This window comes from Rathayibacter sp. PhB152, assembly GCF_003751395.1.
In the GTDB taxonomy this organism is placed as follows: domain Bacteria; phylum Actinomycetota; class Actinomycetes; order Actinomycetales; family Microbacteriaceae; genus Rathayibacter; species Rathayibacter festucae.
On the sequence record NZ_RJUT01000003.1, the window covers coordinates 37,764 to 54,765 of the forward strand.

Consider the following 17,002-nt stretch of genomic DNA (forward strand, 5'->3'; position numbering starts at 1 on the left):
CCCCGCCGGCACCCGCCCCGCCCGTCGATCCGCGCCGTCAAGCCCGAGACACCGGGAGCCGCCGGGGAGTTGACTGAGCCGACGCTCCGCACCGGGGCGCACGAGGAGGCCGACATGAGCACGCCCACCGATCGGGGCCCCGGCTCCGACAGCAGCGACCCGACCCGCAGCGACCGGGACGCGACCGCCCGCTTCGACACGACGAGCACCGCCTCGACCGCCACGGGCGCCACCGCGTCCACCGCCCCCGACGACCAGCCCGCCGCGCACCGCGCCCCCGTCGACCCCGATTCCGCGGAGGCTGCGAAGGCCCGCACCGCCGCCCGCAAGGACATCCACCAGCGCGAGAAGGACCGCTTCGGCGGCCTCAAGATCGGCTGCGCCTTCTTCGGCTGGCTCGCCGCGACCGGCCTCGCGGTCATCCTCACCGCCCTGGTCACCGCGATCGGCGCGGCCGTCGTCGGCACGCAGGACGTCACGGCCGACCTGGCCGCGGACCCCGCCGCCTTCGGCTGGGTCGGCGCGATCGCGCTGCTCGTGATCCTCCTCGTCGCCTACTACTCCGGCGGCTACGTCGCCGGCCGGATGGCCCGCTTCAGCGGCGCCAAGCAGGGCGTCGCGGTCTGGGCCTGGGCCGTCGTCGTGGCGATCGTCGTCGGCATCGTCTCCGCGCTCACCGGAGGCAGCCAGATCCTCTCCGCTGTCAGCGGCTTCCCGCAGATCCCGCTCGACGCGGGCGACGCCACCGTCACCGCGATCGTCACGGTGCTCGCCGCCCTGGTCGTCTCCCTGATCGGCGCCGTCCTCGGCGGCCTCGCCGGCATGCGCTTCCACCGCCGCGTCGACCGCGAGGGCCTCTCGGGCCTGGCCGTCTGACCCTCCCTCCCCGCGAGATGCCACTTGGGTACGCCTCCCTCGGCGTGTCGCGTACCGAACCGGCATCTCGGGGGCTGCCGCCGGGGCTCGGACCCCCGGCCGTCTCCGCGAGATGCCACTTATGAGCTTCCGCCTCGGCGTGTCGCCCTCATAAGTGGCATCTCGCGGACAGCCGCCGCGCGCGCGCCCCGGCCCTCCCCGCGAGATGCCAGTTGGGTACGCCTTCCTCGGCGTGTCGCGTACTCAAGTGGCATCTCGCGGGAGGGGGCTCTCGCCTACGCTCGTGCGGGTGGAGAACGCGCGTGGAGGCAGGCTGAGCAGTGTGCTGGCGGAGTGGGCGGCGCCCGCGGCGCTCGCCGGGCTCCGGGACGAGTACCTCGCCTTCCTCGCGGAGCACGGCGACGCGGCCCTCGAGCGGGACGGCGGCCCCGAGCACGTCACCGCGAGCTGCTTCGTGCTCTCGCCCGCGCTCGACCGCGTGCTGCTCTGCTACCACCGCAAGGGCCGCTTCTGGGTGCAGCTCGGCGGGCACGTCGAGTCGGCCGACGCCTCCGTCCCCGCCGCCGCCGAGCGCGAGGCCCGCGAGGAGAGCGGCCTGCCGGCCCTCACCCTGCTCGGCCCCGTCCCGCTCGACCTCGACCGGCACGGCCTCGGGGGCGGCTTCGGCCGCTGCAGCGCGCACTGGGACATCGGCTACGGCGCGATCGCCGACCCCGCTCAGCCCTTCGCCGTCAGCGACGAGAGCGACGCCCTGGCCTGGTGGCCGGTCGACGCCCTGCCCGAGGACGTCCCGCCCGGCTTCCCGGAGCGCCTCGCCGGCGCGCTGGCGGCGGCCCGCCGGCTCTGACGCCCCAGCGACGCACCCCCGACCGCCCCCGATGCGGCACGATGAACGCATGCCCGACCCCGCGCGCCCCGTCGTCGTCCTCGCCGGAGCGAGCGGCTTCCTCGGCACCGACCTCGCCCGCCGCTTCGAGGCCGACGGCTGGACCGTCCGCCGGATCGGCCGCTCCGGCCCCGACGCCCGCTGGGGCGACAGGGCAGCGATCACCCGGGCCCTCGACGGCACCCGCCTGCTGGTCAACCTCGCGGGCAAGAGCGTCGACTGCCGCTACACCGCCGCCAACCGCGCCGAGATCCTGCGCTCCCGGATCGACACCACGCAGGAGCTGCACCGCGCCGTCGCGGCCGCCGCGACCCCGCCGCCGGTCTGGATGAACGCGAGCACGGCGACGATCTACCGCCACGAGGAGGAGCGCGCCAACACCGAGCGGGACGGCGTGCTCGGCGAGGGCTTCTCGGTCGACGTCGCACGCGCCTGGGAGGAGGCCTTCTTCGCCGGCGAGACCCCCGGCGTCCGCCGCCTCGCCCTGCGGATGACGATCGTGCTCGGCGACGGCCCGGCCACCGGCATCCTGCTGAAGCTCGCCCGGCTCGGCCTCGGCGGCCCGCAGTTCGACGGCCGCTGGCCCGCCACCCGCGCCCGGCGCGCGGCCGGCGTGCACCACGAGTACCGCCCCACCCACGGCCGCCAGCACTTCAGCTGGATCCACGTCGAGGACGTGTACCGCTCGATCCGCTTCTTGGAGGAGCAGAGCCTGCAGGAGCAGGGCTTGGAGGAGCAGCCCCTCGACGGCCCCGTGAACCTCGCCGCGCCGAACCCCAGCGACAACACCGAGCTCTCCCGCCTCCTGCGCGCCGCGGTCGGCCGGCGGATCGGCCTGCCCGCCCCGCGCTTCGTCCTCGAGCCGGCGACCTTCGCCCTGCGCACGGAGTCCGAGCTGCTGCTCAAGAGCCGCTGGATCGTCCCCGGCCGCCTCGAGGAGGCCGGCTTCACCTTCGCCCACCCCGACCTCGGCGAGGCCCTCCGCGACATCGTCGCGATCGCGCGCTGACCCCGGGCCGGGATCGCCCGCCCCGCCGACACCGCCCCGCCGACACCGGCGCCCGCCCCGCCGCGCCCCTACCCGATCCCCCGGGTACTCATGGCACGCGCTCGGATGCTAACGTCACCATGCCTGCAACGGCGCGGATCACCGTGTCGCGGCACGAGGCGGCCCTGCGCTCCGTGAACGGTCACGGATCATCGCGGCGCCGCCGACTCCGCCGGGCACCGCCGACGAAGGAAGCAGCGCACCGTGGGATCCAGCGACAGCACGGCCCGGCGAACCGCGGCCGGCAGCGTCGAGGTCCGTGCCCGGCGCGTCGACGGGACGTCCGTCGGATTCCGCGCCGTGCTGGTCGCGACCGGCGACGGCCGCCTCGTCGTCGCGGACAGCACTCCCGTCCCGACGGGCTGGCGGTTCACCGGCGCCGCGGACGAGCTGCTCGAGGTCCGCCTCCCCGCCCGCCCCGAGCTGCGCGACGTGAGCGTCGTCTACACGACGACCCTCGACAACCTCGACCACGTCGTCGTCCCGGACACCGGCCGCTGGCACATGAACAGCAGCCACCCGATCTCCGCCTGGCGCTTCAGCGGCGACCTGCAGGTGCGCGCGAACTCGCTGAAGACGCCGGTCTACGTCTTCGAGCGGCTCGGCGGCGGCGTCCACGGCGTGGGTGTGATCGCCGCGCCCACGGAGATGGACATCACCCTGCACGAGCCCGCCTCGAACCGGGCGCTGAACGTGCACTTCCGCCGGCTGCGGGTGGAGTTCACGCTGCTCCACCTCGCCGACACCGCGGAGGCCGGCGACGACGGCGAGGCCGTGCACCGGTTCTGGATCGCCGTCCTCCCCGCGTCGCAGCACGCCGACTGGCGCTCGGTGCTGCGGCGGTTCTCCGCCTGCGAGCGGCTGGCCCTGGACGTGCGCTACTCCACCCGCCCCGAGGCGCTCGAGCCCTACTGGTGCACCTGGGTCGACTGGAGCTCCGAGCACGTCACGCAGGAGCTCGTCCTGCGGAACGCCCGCCTCGCCGCGGAGCTGGGGATCCCGAACATCGTCATCGACGACGGCTGGTTCGGCCGCGGACTGGACTCGAGCTACGACGTGCCGATGGACATCGGCGACTGGACCCCCGATCCGGTCAAGTACCCGGACCTGCCGTGGCTGATCGAGTCGATCCACGCGCTCGGCAGCCGGGTGATCATCTGGTGCGCCCCGCACGCCGTCGGTCCCGCCTCCGCGGCGTTCGGGCGGGTCGGCGACCTCCTCGTCCAGGACGCTCTCGGTGCCCCGATCCTGAACCCGACGATGTTCTACTCGCTGTGCTTCCGCAGCGAGCGCGCCCGGCGGGTCATGGTCGACGTCGTGCGGGACCTCTTCCGGCGCCACCCGTTCGACGGCGTCAAGTACGACCTCTTCAACTGGCTGCCGTCCGAGGAGTGCGAGTCCCCCGAGCACGCGCACGACCTCGGCTCGACGATCGTCGGACTGCACCGCGTCCTCGCCGAGTGCGCGGCGATCACCGAGGCGCAGCCGCGGCCGGTCGTCGTCGAGATGAAGCAGGACTACGCCACCGCCGCCATCGCCGGGCTCGGCTCGGTCGTGCGCGGCGGCGACTCCCCGTACGCGTCGCGGACCAACCTCGTGCGGATGGACTACATCCAGGCCCGGGGGATGCCGGGGCTGAACGACTACCAGACCTTCCCCCGCTCGGCGTCGCCCGCCGAGGTGTGCGTCATCGCCCTGCGGATGGTCGCCGGGGGAGTCCCCGCCTGGGGACGCGACCTCACCGCGCTCGATCCGGGCCAGCGCGTCTGCCTCCTCCGCGTGCACCGCTGGTACCGCGCGCTCCTGCACCACGGCGCCGGCGCCCACCGCGAGAGCGACCGGGACGGCGTGCTCCTGCTCCGCACGGACGTCGGCGTCGTCCTGATCTGCACGGAGCCGGGCCGCGTCGTCACCGTGCCGGCCGACTGCTGCCAGATCGTGAACGCGACCCTCTCGACCGAGCTGGTCCTGCGCTCGGAGCAGAAGCGGACCGTCCTCGGCACGCGCTCGATCCTCGCCGAGGTCTGCGTTCCGAGGCTTCGCTCCCTCCCGAGCGGCGTCCACCGCCTGGACCTCGGCACCGGGAGCGTGCTCACGCTCGCCGTCGAGCTCCGGCCGCACCCCACCGACGCCGACGGAGGCACCCGATGACCGCCCGCACCCGCACCGCTCGCACCGCCCGCACGCGCACCGCCCGCACCGCCCGGCCCTCCCCGCGCCGGGTCCGCCGCGCCCTCGGCGCCGCCTCCGTCCTCACCGCCGTCCTCCTCGCCACCGCCTGCACGGCGCCGGGCGAGGAGACCGTCGACGTCGTCATCGGCTACCAGTCCAGGACCATCAACACGGTGACGGCCGGCACGCTGCTCCGCGAGCGGGGCTTCTTCGAGAAGGCCCTCGAGGAGCTCGGCGGCGGCGGCGTGCGCTACCGCGTGACCTGGCAGGACTACGACACCGGTGCCCCGATCACCGCGCAGATGCTCGCGGAGAAGGTCGACCTCGGCTCGATGGGCGACTTCCCCCTCGTCGTCAACGCATCGACGACGAGGCCGCACGAGCGGGCGCGGACCGCGCTGATCGCGGTCACGGCCTACAGCATCGACGGCGGCCTGAACGGGATCGTCGTCCCCGCCTCCTCCGACGCCGACGGCATCGAGGACCTCCGCGGCGCCTCGATCTCCACGAGCACGGGCTCCGCCGGCGACGGCCTCCTCTCGCGCGTCCTGCGCGGCGCCGGCCTCGCCGAGTCGGACGTCACCCGGGTGAACCAGGCGCCGAGCGTCGGCGCGTCCGCCCTGACGGCCGGATCCGTCGACGCCGTCTCCCAGTTCACCTCCTGGCCCGGGCTGATGGTCCACGACGGCGGCGCCCGCCTCCTCGTCGACGGCGCCGCCACCCGCGCGCCCACCTTCCACGGAGTCGTCGTGCGCAGCGCCTTCGCCGAGGAGCGGCCGGAGGTCGTCGACGCCTTCCTCTCCGCGATGATCGAGGCGACCGGCTTCCTGCACGCCGATCCGCTCCGGGCGTCGACGATCGTCGCGGAGGAGACCGGCCTGCCGGTCGAGGTCGTGCACCTCTACAACGGGGCCAACGGCATCGCCACCTTCGATCCGACGCTGAAGCAGCCGCTCCTGGACGCTCTCGCGGAGGACGCCGAGTACCTCGACGCGTCGGGCGTCCCGGTCGACTTCGACGCCGGGTCCTTCGCGGACGACTCCGCCCTCCGCGCCGCCTGGGGCGACGGATACGACGCGGCGGCCGAGTCGCTCGAGAACCCGGCGGTCCAGCTCGTCCGGGACGAGGACTGCCCGGTGACCGAGTGGGCCGCCGCGACCGCGTCCGAGGCGTGGCCGGCAGGCGAGGAGCAGACCGTGTTCCACGCGACCCCGGAGTGCCTCCTCGCGGCGCTCGCCTCCTCGCCCCTCCCGCCGCGGGCGGCCTACGTGCCCGACCACAGCACGGGCACGCGCTGGTTCGCCGACCGGTCGGAGTGGGTCCACGTCCCCGGCGCGGAGGCGGGCCACCGCCTGCTGCCGTTCGCCACGCGCTCCGCGGCGCAGGAGTTCCTCGACGCGGAGCCCGGCGGCGAGTCGCTGACCTACGGGGAGGCGGTGGACCGTGCGCGTGCGCTCTGAGACGGCCGACGCGACCGCGACCGCGACCGCGACCGCGAGTGCGACCGGGACCGCGATCGGGTCCGTCACCGCGCCCGCGTCGGCACCGCACCGGACCACGGCCCTGAGGATCGCCACGCGTGTGGGCACCGTCGCGCTCGCGCTCCTGCTGTGGCAGCTGCTGACCACCGGAGGTGCGCGGCTCTGGCTGTCCTTCGGCACGCTGCCGCCGCCGACCGAGGTGCTCGCCGCGCTGCAGGCCCAGATCGCGACCGGCGCGCTCCACCAGGACGTGCTGGCGAGTCTCGGCCGGATCGGCGCCGGCGTCGTCCTCGCCGGCGTCCTCGGCACGGTCGTCGGCGTCGCGCTCGCCCGGAGCGGCTTCGCCGACGCCAGCATCGGCACCCTCGTGGCGATCACCCGCCCTGTTCCGGCCATCGCGCTGGTGCCGATCGCGATCCTGCTCTTCCCGACCAGCGAGCAGGGCATCGTGGCGATCACGTTCGCGGCCGCGTTCTTCCCGGTCGCGGTGAGCACCCGGCACGCGGTCCGCGCCCTGCCCGCGTCGTGGGAGGACGCCGTGCGCACGATGGGCGGCGGTCGCCTCCAGGTGCTGGCCCGGGTCGTCCTGCCCGGCGCGCTGCCCGGGATCGTCGCGGGCCTCTCGGTCGGCGTCGGCGTCGCCTGGGTCTGCGTCGTCTCCGCGGAGATGATCTCGGGGCAGTTCGGCATCGGCTACCGGACCTGGCAGTCCTACACCGTCGTGGACTACCCGGCGGTCGTCGCCGGGATGACGGTGATCGGGCTGCTGGGCTGGCTGACCTCCGCGGCCGTCGAGCGGCTCGGCCGGCGCGCGACCTCCTGGCTGCCGCGGGGTGACGTGTGAGCGGCGGCGAGGAGCTCCGGGTGGAGGAGCTCACCGTCACCCTGGCGGGCCGGCCCGTCCTCGCGGACCTCTCCTTCTCGGTCGGCGCCGGCGAGATCGTCACGGTCCTCGGTCCCTCCGGCTGCGGCAAGTCGACGCTCCTGCGCGTCCTCGCCGGGCTGCAGCCGGCCTCGGGCGGAGTCGTCCGGGCCGGCGGCACCGTCGTCACCGGACCGCACGCGAGCCGGGCGATGGCCTTCCAGGACGACGCCCTCCTCCCGTGGCGGACCGTGCGCCGCAACGTCGAGCTGCCGCTGCTGCTCCAGGGCGTCGGGCGCGCCGAGCGGCGGGCCCGGGTGGACGAGCTGCTGGCGAGCGTGGGCATGGCCGACTCCGCGCACCTGCTGCCCAAGCAGCTGTCCGGAGGCATGCGCCAGCGCGCGCAGATCGCCCGGACGCTCGTGGCCGACCCGCGCGTCGTCCTCCTGGACGAGCCGTTCAGCGCCCTCGACCTGCACAGCCGCCGGATCGCCCAGGACGTGCTCCTGCGGCAGTGGAGCCGCTGCACCCCGACGATCGTCTTCGTCACGCACGACGTCGACGAGGCGGTCCGCCTCGGGCAGCGCACCCTCGTGCTGTCCGCACGGCCCGCGACGATCGCCCTCGAGCGCCGGCGACCCGAGGCTGCGCCGGGCGACGGCGACGAGCGGCTCCGTGAGCACGCCGCGAGACTGACCCGGGCGCTGGCCGCCGGGCCCGCCGCCCCCGCCCTGCGCTTCGACCCCGCCGAGTCCCCCGCCTGCGCAGTCCCCGCCTCCGCAGTCCCCGCACCCGCGACCCCCGCACCCTCCGAGAAGAGCTGACCCCCGTGCCGCAGAATCTGAGCATCGTCGTCCCCGCCTACAACGTCGAGGCCTACCTCCTCGAGTGCCTCACCTCCCTGGCGGACCGGGACGACGTGGGCGAGGTCGTCGTGGTCGACGACGGCTCGACCGACGGCACCCTCGCGCTGGCCCGCGCCTTCGCGGCGTCGCAGCCGCGCGTCACGGTCCTGAGCGAGGAGCACCGCGGCCTGAGCGCCACCCGCAACACCGGGGTCGCCGCCGCGCAGGGCGAGTTCCTCGCCTTCTGCGACGCGGACGACCGGGTGCCGCCCGGCGCCTACGACCACCTCCTCCGCGCCCTCGGCGCGAGCGGATCCGACTTCGCGTCCGGGGACGTGCGGCGCTTCGACTCCGCCCGGGTCTGGGCGCACCCGCGCTACCGCGACGTCTTCGCCGCGACCCGGCTCGGGACGCACCTCACCCGCGATCCCGCGCTGATCCTCGACCGGATGTCCTGGAACAAGGTGTTCCGCCGCTCGTTCTGGGACCACTCCGGGCTGGCGTTCCAGCTGGCCGAGTACGAGGACGGCCCGGTCATGATCGAGGCGCACCTGCGCGCCGCCTCGGTCGACGTCGTCTCGGAGGTGGTCTACCACTGGCGGGTGCGCGAGTCCGGTCCGCACTCGATCACGCAGCGCCTGCACGAGCCGGCGAACGCGGCGGCAAGGATGACCATGGCGGTCGAGACCGCGCTCGTCCTGCAGCGCCTCGCGCCGGAGCTCCTGCCGGAGCTGGCGCTGGACATCGTGCACGGCGACATGCGGGTCGTCGCGAACGCCGTGCAGCGCGGCACCGGCGACGCGATCGGGGTCGCCGTCGCGCGGGCCTGCGACTTCCTCGACCTCCTGCCCCCTGGGCTGCTCGAGGAGCTCTCGGAGGAGGACGCGCTGATGGTCGCGCGGTTCCGGCGGAGCGACCTCGCGGCGATCCGCAGCGACGCCCCCGGCCACGACCCGACCGGACGGACCCCGCCGCGATGACGGCCGCGCGCGAGAGCGTCCGGCGGATCCTGCGGGCGAACCCGGACTACCGCCGCGTCTTCCTCGCCCAGATCGTCAGCCAGGGCGGCGACTGGTTCACGATGATCCCGCTGATCGTCCTGCTCCAGCGCCTCACCGGCGACGGTGCCCTCGGCGCGCTGCTGCTCGCGGCCGAGACCGCGGTCATCGCCGTGCTCTCGCTCTGGGCCGGCGGGCTCGTCGACCGCACGTCGCGCCGGACGGTGCTGGTCGTCGCGCAGGCGGGGTCGGCGCTCGCCGTGCTGCCGCTGTTCCTGCTGCAGTCGGCGGGGACGGCGTGGCTCGCGGTGCTCACCTTCGCGCTGCTCGCGGCGGGGAAGGCGTTCTTCACTCCGGCCGTGAACGCGATCGTCCCGCAGATCGTGCCGCGGGAGAGCCTGCTCGTCGCGAGCACCGGGCTGAACTCGGTCTGGGGAGTGATGCTCGCGCTCGGCGCCTCCCTCGGCGGCATCGCCTCCGCGCTCGTCTCGCCGTACTTCTGCTTCGCGATCACCGCCGGCGCCTACGGGTTCTCCGCGCTGCTGCTGCTCGGCCTGCCCGCGGCGCGCGGCGCCGAGCGCGGGGCGGCGCAGGGGGCGGGGTGCGAGGCCGGGCGCCGCGGAGGAGCGGCTCGCTTCGCCCGCGACGTCCGCGAGGTCGCCGCCCTCTGCCGCTCCGACCGGCGGATCCCGGCGCTGCTGCTGGCGAAGCCCGGCAGCCACCTCGGCAACGGCGCCATCGCGCTCTTCCCGGCGCTTGCTCTGACGATGGCGGCGGACCCCGCCGTCGCCGCGAGCCTCCTCTTCGCCGCGCGCGGCGTCGGCGCCGTGATCGGGCCCCGCGTCGCGCGGTTCGCGGCGGAGCGCTCGCCCGACCTGCGCGGCGGGATCGTCGCCGCCGTGCTCCTCTTCGGCCTCGGCTACGCCCTGGTGTCGATCAGCACCTCGGTCGTCCTCGCGATCGCCCTCGTCCTGATCGCCCACATCGGGGGCAGCATGAACGCGAGTCTCAGCGGCTACGGCCTGCAGGCGATCACCGCGGACGACCTGCGCGGCCGCGTCTTCGCCGTCGACAACATGGTCGCCATGCTCGCGATCGCCCTCAGCCAGGCCCTGGTCTCGCTCGGGATCCTGCTCTTCGAGCCGCGCACCGTCGTGGCCCTGTGCAGCGCCGTCGTCCTCGGCTGCGCGGCGCTCTGGTGGTCCGCGACCCGCCGCACGCCCCTGCGCACCGCCTGACCCCCTGCTGCCCCGCTCCGCTCTCCAAGAGTTGTCGTACCGGCGCCTCCGCTGCGACGACTCGTGAGGAGCCGTCCGCCGACGCCGCACCGACTCTCCAGAAGTCGTCGTACCCGTGTGGCGGGTACGACAACTCTTGAGGAGGAGGAGGAGGAGCGAGCGAGCGGGCGAGCGAGCGAGCGCGGGGCGTCAGCGCCCGGCGACGCGCAGCGCGATGTCGCGGCGGTACTGGCCGCCGTCGAGGGTGATCAGGTCGAGGGCGCGGTAGGCCCGCTCACGGGCCTCGGCGAAGTCGGCGCCGCGGGCGACCACGTTGAGCACCCGGCCGCCGGTGGCGACGAAGCGGCCGTCGACCAGCTGGGTCGCGGCGTGCGCGAGGGTGACGCCGGGGACCTCGGCCGCCGCCTCCAGGCCGCCGAGGACGCGCCCGGTGGCGGCGTTCTCGGGGTAGCCCTCGCTGGCGAGCACGACCGTCACGGCGACGTCCTCCGAGAAGGCCGGCCACGGAACGGAGGCGAGCGCGCCGGTCGCCGCCGCGAAGAGCAGCGCCGAGAGCGGGGAGACCAGGCGCGGCAGCACGACCTGGGTCTCCGGGTCGCCGAAGCGCGCGTTGAACTCGATCACGCGGATGCCGGCGTCCGTGACGATGAGGCCGCAGTAGAGGAGCCCGACGAACGGAGTGCGCTCGCGCTCGAGCTGGCGGATGGTCGGGATGGCGACGGTGTCGATGACCTCGTCGACGAAGGCGCGCTCGCTCTCCCAGCGGTCCGCGAGCCAGGGGAGCGGGGAGTAGGCGCCCATGCCGCCGGTGTTCGGTCCCTCGTCGCCGTCGGCGAGGCGCTTGTAGTCCTGGGCGGGCGAGAGCGGGACGACGTCGTGGCCGTCGGAGAGGAGGAAGAGCGAGACCTCCTGGCCGGCCAGGAACTCCTCGATCAGCACGTCGCCCGACTGCAGCCAGAACTCGGCGTGCGCGACGGCGGCGGTGCGCGACTCGGTCACCAGCACGCCCTTGCCGGCGGCGAGGCCGTCGGCCTTCACGACGTAGGGGGCGCCGAACTCGTCGATGACGCGCGTCGCGTCGACGAGCGTCGAGACGCGGGTCGCCCGGCCGGTGGGGACGCGGGCCATGTCCATCACGCGCTTGGCGAAGGTCTTCGAGCCCTCGAGGGCGGCGGCCGCGCGGTCGGGGCCGAAGGTGGGGATGCGGCGGCGGCGCAGGGCGTCGGCGACTCCCGCGACGAGGGGCGCCTCCGGCCCGATCACGACGAGCTCGATGCCCTGCTCGACCGCGAAGTCGCTGACCAGGCGCGGGCTGTTGGTGTCGAAGTGGATGACCTCCACGTCGCGCGCGATCCCCGCGTTGCCGGGGGCGGCGATGATCTCGTGCGCCTCCTCCTCCGCGAGCAGAGCGGTGATGATGGCGTGCTCACGGGCACCCGAGCCGAGGACGAGGATCTTCACCCTGACAGGATAGGCCCGCCCCGGAGCGCCCCCGCCCGCCGCGCGCCCCGTCGCCGCACGCCCCGGCCGGCGCCGGCCCCCTCCTCCGCGAGATGCCACTTGTGCACGCCTTCTGCGGCGTGTCGCGTGCACAAGTGGCATCTCGCGAGAGCAGGCAGACACGGGGGACGCCGGGCGGCACGGCAGACTGGTCGCATGGCCAAGGGGAAGATCGACGAGGCGACCGGGCAGGACGCCGTGCGGGCGGCGCTCGCCGGCGGGGCCGATCGCACCACGACGGCGACCGCCGTGCGCTTCCTCCTGCAGATCATCGAGACGAACGTCCCGGGCCGCAGCGTCGAGGTCCGCGTGCCGCCGTTCGGCGCCGCCCAGTGCGTCGAGGGCCCGGGCCACACCCGCGGCACTCCGCCCAACGTGATCGAGATGGACGCCGCCACCTGGCTGCCCCTCGCCACCGGCTCCCTCCCGTGGAGCGAGGGCCTCGCGAGCGGCCGGATCCACGCCTCGGGCGTGCGTGCCGACCTCTCGCCGTTCCTCCCGCTGCTCCACGTCCGCCGGCCGTCGGCGAATTAACATCTCGTAAACGCACCGCCGCCGCCCCGATCGACGTTTGACGGACAGGCCCGCGTCGGGTTGTCTGGGAAAGTTCCCCCACTGCGGCAGGAGTTCTCTCCGAATCGCCGCTCGATGCTTGGAGACCTCCCACAGATGCGAAGCACTACCCCCGGCCGTCGCGGCCTGACCAGACTCCTCTCCGTCACCGCCGTCAGCGCGGTGGCCGGAGCGGCCCTCCTCGGAGCGGCTCCCGCGAGCGCCGCCGAGGGCGATGTCGCGATCGACATCCTCTCGATCAACGACTTCCACGGCCGGATCGAAGCCGACGGCACGACCGCCGGCGCCGCTGTCCTCGCCGGCGCGGTCGACTCCTACCGCGCCGCCAACCCGAACACGCTGTTCGTCTCGGCCGGCGACAACATCGGCGCCTCCACCTTCACCTCCAAGGTGCAGGACGACCAGCCGACCCTCGACGTGCTCAACGAGATGGGCCTGGATGTCAGCACGCTCGGCAACCACGAGTTCGACAAGGGCCGCTCCGACGTCGACGGCCGTGTGACCGACGAGTCCGACTTCCCCTACGTCAACGCGAATCTCTTCGATACGACCACCGGCGAGCGCGCCTACGACCCGTACTTCATCGCGGATCAGGGCGGCGTCTCGGTCGCCTTCATCGGCGCGATCACCGAGGACCTCCCGACGCTCGTCAGCCCGGGCGGCATCTCGACTCTCTCGGTCGAGCCGATCATCGACAACGTGAACGAGGTCGCGACCGAGCTCCAGGACGGCGACGCCGCGAACGGCGAGGCCGATGTCATCGTGCTGCTGCTGCACGAGGGAGCCGACGCCGACGCCGCGAAGACCAACACTCCTGAGGCCGACCCCGGATTCGGCCCGATCGTCACGGCTGTCGCTCCGAACGTCGACGCGATCATCTCGGGGCACAGCCACGAGGAGTACAGCACCTCGGTCGACGCAGGTCGCGCGAAGCCGACCATCATCTCCCAGACCGGCAGCTACGCCGAGAACCTGGGACACATGACAGTGACCGTCGACCCGTCCACCAAGGAGATCACCGGTCTCACGAACGAGAACGTCGTACTCACGCAGGTCGTCCCCGACCCGACGGACGCCACCAAGACCACCATCGTCGGTGCCTTCCCGGCCGACCCCGAGGTCGCTGCCATCGTCGACGAAGCGGTCGAGTTCGCGATCGTTCCCGGCAGCGTCCAGGTCGGCACCATCACCGACGACATCTCCCGCGCCTACCGCGAGGACGGCACCACGACGAACCGCGGCTCCGAGTCGACGCTTGGCAACCTCGTCGCCGACGCGCAGCTCTGGGCCACCCGTGAGCTCGGCACTCAGATCGCCTTCACCAACGCCGGCGGCCTGCGCGACGACCTCGACTTCGCCGCCAGTGCTGAGACCCCGGGCGACGCCGACGGCGTCGTCACCTACGCGGAGGCCTCCGACGCGCAGCCGTTCGCGAACACCCTCGTGACGCTCCAGCTCACCGGTGCCCAGATCAAGGACCTGCTCGAGGAGCAGTGGGTCGGCAGCTCGGCTCACCCGCAGCTCAAGCTCGCGACCTCGGCCGCGCTGACCTACGTCTTCGACCCGGCCGCTCCCTTCGGCTCGCGCATCTCGGAGGTCTTCTTCGACAACCAGCCGATCGACCCGACGGCGACCTTCACGATCGTGACGAACAACTTCCTCTCGACCGGTGGCGACGGCTTCAGCACCTTCACCGAGGGTGTCGGCACGGCCGACTCCGGACGCATCGACCTCGACGCGTTCGTGGCCTACATCCAGGACCTCGGAACGGTCAGCCCGGACCCGGTCCAGCGCTCGGTCGGCCTCACCGCCAACCTGCCCGAGCCCGGTGAGTACGCGGTCGGCGACACGATGACCGTCGACCTCTCCTCGCTGCTGTTCAGCACCGGAGCGCCCACCGACACGGTCGTGACCGTCTCGGTCGACGACGCGGTCGTCACCACCGCCGAGATCGACCCGGCCAGGGCCGTGACCGACGACTCGACGGGTCGCGCCTCCGTCTCCGTGCCGATCGGCGAGAGCCTCGCCGGTGCCACGCACACCGCGAGCTTCGCTCTGGGCGACGCGACCGGCACGACGATCAGCCTCGATTTCGCCGTCGCGGCCGTCGCCACCACGCCCGCCCCGACCCCGGAGCCCACCGAGACCGTCATCCCGACGACCCCGGCGACGACGGCTCCCGCCATGCCCGGCGTCTCGGGCGGCTCGACCGGTCACCTCGCCGCGACCGGCGTCGACGCGACTCCGGCCTTCGCGGCCGGTATCGCGGCGCTGCTGCTCGGCCTCGGCATGACCGTGGCGCGTCTGCGCCGCCGCACCGCGGCGAAGTAGCACTCCCACAGGAGAGGCCCCGCGGTTCGCGCCGCGGGGCCTCTTCTGCGTTCACGAGCGTGCGTGACCCGCGGGCGGCCCCGGCAACGCGAGAACGCCGCCTCCCCGGAGGGGGAGACGGCGTCGGAACGCGATGAGGTGCTGTCGCGGAGCGCGGGGCTCAGTGGCGGACGGGGACCTGACGGTATCCGTCGCGGCTGGCGACGAGCACCGTCGACACCGTGCCCCATGCGGCGACGGCACCGAGGACGACGAGGATTGCGATGCTCATGAGTGTTCTGCCTTTCGTTGCTCCGACGTGTCTGCCAGGTTTGGCGATCCATCCGCCGGGATGCTCTGTACAACGTCCACTCTCGGGCTTTCTGTTCCTTAGGACAATCGCACTGTTCTTGGCCTGACGTGTAGCGTTCCTACATGGACGTGCGACGGCTGGAACTGCTCCGGGAGCTCTCGATGCGGCGCTCGATCACCGCGGTGGCGGCGGCGACGCACCGCACTCCTTCGGCGGTGTCGCAGCAGCTCAAGGTGCTCGAGCGCGAGGCGGGTGTTCCGCTGATCGAGCGCTCGGGACGCGGCGTCGTCCTCACTGCGGCCGGCCGCGAGCTGGCCCGCAGCGCCACCGAGATCGCGACCGCGCTCGAGCGCGCCGACGCGGTGTGGCAGACCTTCAAGAACAACCCGATCGGCGAGGTGACGATCGCGACCTTCCCGACGGCCGGGCAGATGCTGCTGCCGGACGCGCTGGTCGCGCTGCGCAGCGTCGAGGGGCTCGTCGTGCACTGCGAGGACGCGGATCCCGGGACCGACGAGTTCCTCGATCTCACCGCCGACTTCGACATCGTCCTGGCGCACTCTCCCAACGGCCGCAGCGCCTGGGCCGGGCACGGGCTCGCGATGGCCGAGCTGATGGTCGAGCCGCTCGACATCGCCCTGCCGCTCGGCCACCGGCTCGCCGACCGTGCGACCGTCACCGCGGGCGACCTCGTCGGCGAGACCTGGATCGGCGTGCCCGAGGGCTTCCCGTTCGAGCGGATCATGCAGGAGATCGAGACGACCTCGGGCGAGCCAGTCCGCGTCGAGCAGCGCTTCGCCTCGACCCGCGTGACGGAGGCGTTCGTCGCGGCCGGCCTCGGCATCGCCGTGGTCCCGCGCTACACCGCGGGCACGGCCGGCATCGTCGTGAAGCCCCTCCGCGGCGTCAACTCCGTGCGCCACATCGTCGCGCTGATGCGCCCGGACCGCGCGGAGCGGCTCTCCGTGCGGACCGTCGTCCGCGAGCTCCGCGCCCAGGCGGGCCGGCTCCTCCACTCCGTGTGACCGCGGCTGCGGAGCCGCGATGCGGCACCCCCTCATGACTGACCGCGGAGCCGCGAGGCGGCGCCCCCCTCGTGGCCGGCGTCGGAGCCGCGAAGCGGCGCCCCTCGCATGCTGGTCGAGTAGCCGCGCAGCGGCGTATCGAGACCCGCCGCCTCTCGACCGCGCTACCCGATCCGCCGCCGCCTCGCCACTCGGCCCGCGCCCGGCCGGGCACAGGGGACAATGGAGGCATGACCGATCCGCTCGACTCCTCGCCGCGCCCCGACGACGTCGAGATCACCCGCGAGGAGGTCGACGTCCGCCGCTCGCCGCGGGTCTGGCGCATCCTCGCGCTCGGCGCGGGCCTCGGCGCGATCGTCGCCTTCGTGCTCACCTTCGCGCTGCCCGAGACCGAGGGTTTCAGCCAGGCGCAGGTCTTCGGCTTCAGCCTGCTGCTGTTCGTGACGATCTTCGGCGGTCTCGCCGCTCTCGTCGTCGTGATCCTGGACCGGGTCGTCGGCCGCCGCGTCGTCCGCACCACCGCCGAGCGCACGGTCGCCCGCGAGGCGGACCGCGACGTCGAGCCGGCGGACGAGCCGGAGGACGCCCCGGACGAGAACGAGGCGCCCGGCACGGAGCCGGACGCCTCGACGCGTTAGAGACGACGCTCCAGGCGCAGCGGTCAGCGGCGCTTGCGGCTGTTGCGGCTCGTCGAGCGCGCGGCGTTCTGCGTGGCGCGCTTGGCCTTCTGCGACTTCTTCAGGCGACCCGCGATGAACGTCAGGAGCAGGGGCAGCAGGCGGTAGATCACGGGGACTCCTCGTCTCGGGCGCACGGAGCGGCGCCCCACGATCATGGACGATCCGACGCCGCACGGCACCCCGTTGCGCGCACCC

15 protein-coding genes are annotated in these 17,002 nt (G+C 73.8%); 13 read left to right on the forward strand and 2 right to left on the reverse strand.

Going from position 1 to position 17,002, the window contains the following annotated elements:
• Positions 1-114: 114 nt before the first annotated feature.
• The 9 genes from EDF36_RS07175 (at position 115) to EDF36_RS07215 (ending at position 10,406) form a co-directional block, all read left to right on the forward strand.
• Positions 115-876 carry a hypothetical protein gene (locus EDF36_RS07175; protein WP_123732473.1) on the forward strand — a complete coding sequence of 254 codons (762 nt, stop codon included), beginning with the start codon at positions 115-117 and terminating at the stop codon, positions 874-876.
• Between the two features lie 289 nt (positions 877-1,165).
• Positions 1,166-1,723 (forward strand): NUDIX hydrolase, encoded by a 558-nt coding sequence (locus tag EDF36_RS07180; RefSeq protein WP_260300568.1) that lies wholly within the window; start codon positions 1,166-1,168, stop codon positions 1,721-1,723.
• A gap of 49 nt (positions 1,724-1,772) precedes the next feature.
• Positions 1,773-2,771 carry an epimerase gene (locus EDF36_RS07185; protein ID WP_123732475.1) on the forward strand — a complete coding sequence of 333 codons (999 nt, stop codon included), beginning with the start codon at positions 1,773-1,775 and terminating at the stop codon, positions 2,769-2,771.
• Positions 2,772-3,014: 243 nt separating this feature from the next.
• Positions 3,015-4,961: an alpha-galactosidase gene (locus EDF36_RS07190; RefSeq protein WP_123732476.1), complete on the forward strand. Its 1,947-nt coding sequence runs from the start codon at positions 3,015-3,017 to the stop codon at positions 4,959-4,961.
• Positions 4,958-6,442 carry an ABC transporter substrate-binding protein gene (locus tag EDF36_RS07195; RefSeq protein WP_123732477.1) on the forward strand — a complete coding sequence of 495 codons (1,485 nt, stop codon included), beginning with the start codon at positions 4,958-4,960 and terminating at the stop codon, positions 6,440-6,442. Before EDF36_RS07190 ends, EDF36_RS07195 begins: the two co-directional genes overlap by 4 nt.
• The gene (locus tag EDF36_RS07200) at positions 6,432-7,307 is read left to right on the forward strand and encodes an ABC transporter permease (RefSeq protein ID WP_221181618.1); all 876 of its coding nucleotides are present in this window, start codon (positions 6,432-6,434) and stop codon (positions 7,305-7,307) included. The genes EDF36_RS07195 and EDF36_RS07200 overlap by 11 nt, the downstream gene beginning before the upstream one ends.
• Before the next feature lie 20 nt (positions 7,308-7,327).
• A complete protein-coding gene (locus EDF36_RS07205) occupies positions 7,328-8,149 on the forward strand; it encodes an ABC transporter ATP-binding protein (protein WP_221181619.1) in 822 nt (273 codons plus the stop codon).
• Positions 8,150-8,154: 5 nt separating this feature from the next.
• Positions 8,155-9,150: a glycosyltransferase family 2 protein gene (locus EDF36_RS07210; RefSeq protein WP_185020400.1), complete on the forward strand. Its 996-nt coding sequence runs from the start codon at positions 8,155-8,157 to the stop codon at positions 9,148-9,150.
• Positions 9,147-10,406: an MFS transporter gene (locus tag EDF36_RS07215; RefSeq protein ID WP_123732479.1), complete on the forward strand. Its 1,260-nt coding sequence runs from the start codon at positions 9,147-9,149 to the stop codon at positions 10,404-10,406. Before EDF36_RS07210 ends, EDF36_RS07215 begins: the two co-directional genes overlap by 4 nt.
• A gap of 189 nt (positions 10,407-10,595) precedes the next feature.
• Here EDF36_RS07215 and purD read toward each other — a convergent pair whose 3' ends face one another.
• Complete coding sequence (gene purD / locus EDF36_RS07220) at positions 10,596-11,867, reverse strand: phosphoribosylamine--glycine ligase (RefSeq protein ID WP_123732480.1); 1,272 nt, start codon at positions 11,865-11,867, stop codon at positions 10,596-10,598.
• A gap of 195 nt (positions 11,868-12,062) precedes the next feature.
• Between purD and EDF36_RS07225 the strand changes: the two genes are divergently transcribed.
• The 4 genes from EDF36_RS07225 (at position 12,063) to EDF36_RS07240 (ending at position 16,765) form a co-directional block, all read left to right on the forward strand.
• Entirely contained in the window at positions 12,063-12,440 is a 378-nt protein-coding gene (locus EDF36_RS07225) for a sterol carrier family protein (RefSeq protein WP_123732481.1), read from the forward strand.
• Positions 12,441-12,575: 135 nt separating this feature from the next.
• Positions 12,576-14,810: a bifunctional UDP-sugar hydrolase/5'-nucleotidase gene (locus EDF36_RS07230; RefSeq protein WP_123732482.1), complete on the forward strand. Its 2,235-nt coding sequence runs from the start codon at positions 12,576-12,578 to the stop codon at positions 14,808-14,810.
• Positions 14,811-15,224: 414 nt separating this feature from the next.
• Positions 15,225-16,127: a LysR family transcriptional regulator gene (locus EDF36_RS07235; RefSeq protein WP_123732483.1), complete on the forward strand. Its 903-nt coding sequence runs from the start codon at positions 15,225-15,227 to the stop codon at positions 16,125-16,127.
• 230 nt (positions 16,128-16,357) lie between these two features.
• Positions 16,358-16,765: a hypothetical protein gene (locus EDF36_RS07240; protein ID WP_123732484.1), complete on the forward strand. Its 408-nt coding sequence runs from the start codon at positions 16,358-16,360 to the stop codon at positions 16,763-16,765.
• Between the two features lie 23 nt (positions 16,766-16,788).
• Here the strand turns inward: EDF36_RS07240 and EDF36_RS21755 are convergent, their stop codons facing one another.
• Positions 16,789-16,917 (reverse strand): hypothetical protein, encoded by a 129-nt coding sequence (locus EDF36_RS21755; protein WP_260300570.1) that lies wholly within the window; start codon positions 16,915-16,917, stop codon positions 16,789-16,791.
• Positions 16,918-17,002 lie beyond the last annotated feature (85 nt).

What these genes read in the sequence shown, in the direction of transcription:
- EDF36_RS07175 (WP_123732473.1), top strand. Translation starts at nt 115, where the DNA reads ATGAGCACGCCCACCGATCGGGGCCCCGGCTCCGACAGCAGCGACCCG.
- EDF36_RS07195 (WP_123732477.1), top strand. Translation starts at nt 4,958, where the DNA reads ATGACCGCCCGCACCCGCACCGCTCGCACCGCCCGCACGCGCACCGCC.
- EDF36_RS07185 (WP_123732475.1), top strand. Translation starts at nt 1,773, where the DNA reads ATGCCCGACCCCGCGCGCCCCGTCGTCGTCCTCGCCGGAGCGAGCGGC.
- EDF36_RS07240 (WP_123732484.1), top strand. Translation starts at nt 16,358, where the DNA reads ATGACCGATCCGCTCGACTCCTCGCCGCGCCCCGACGACGTCGAGATC.
- EDF36_RS07215 (WP_123732479.1), top strand. Translation starts at nt 9,147, where the DNA reads ATGACGGCCGCGCGCGAGAGCGTCCGGCGGATCCTGCGGGCGAACCCG.
- EDF36_RS07235 (WP_123732483.1), top strand. Translation starts at nt 15,225, where the DNA reads ATGGACGTGCGACGGCTGGAACTGCTCCGGGAGCTCTCGATGCGGCGC.
- EDF36_RS07230 (WP_123732482.1), top strand. Translation starts at nt 12,576, where the DNA reads ATGCGAAGCACTACCCCCGGCCGTCGCGGCCTGACCAGACTCCTCTCC.
- EDF36_RS07225 (WP_123732481.1), top strand. Translation starts at nt 12,063, where the DNA reads ATGGCCAAGGGGAAGATCGACGAGGCGACCGGGCAGGACGCCGTGCGG.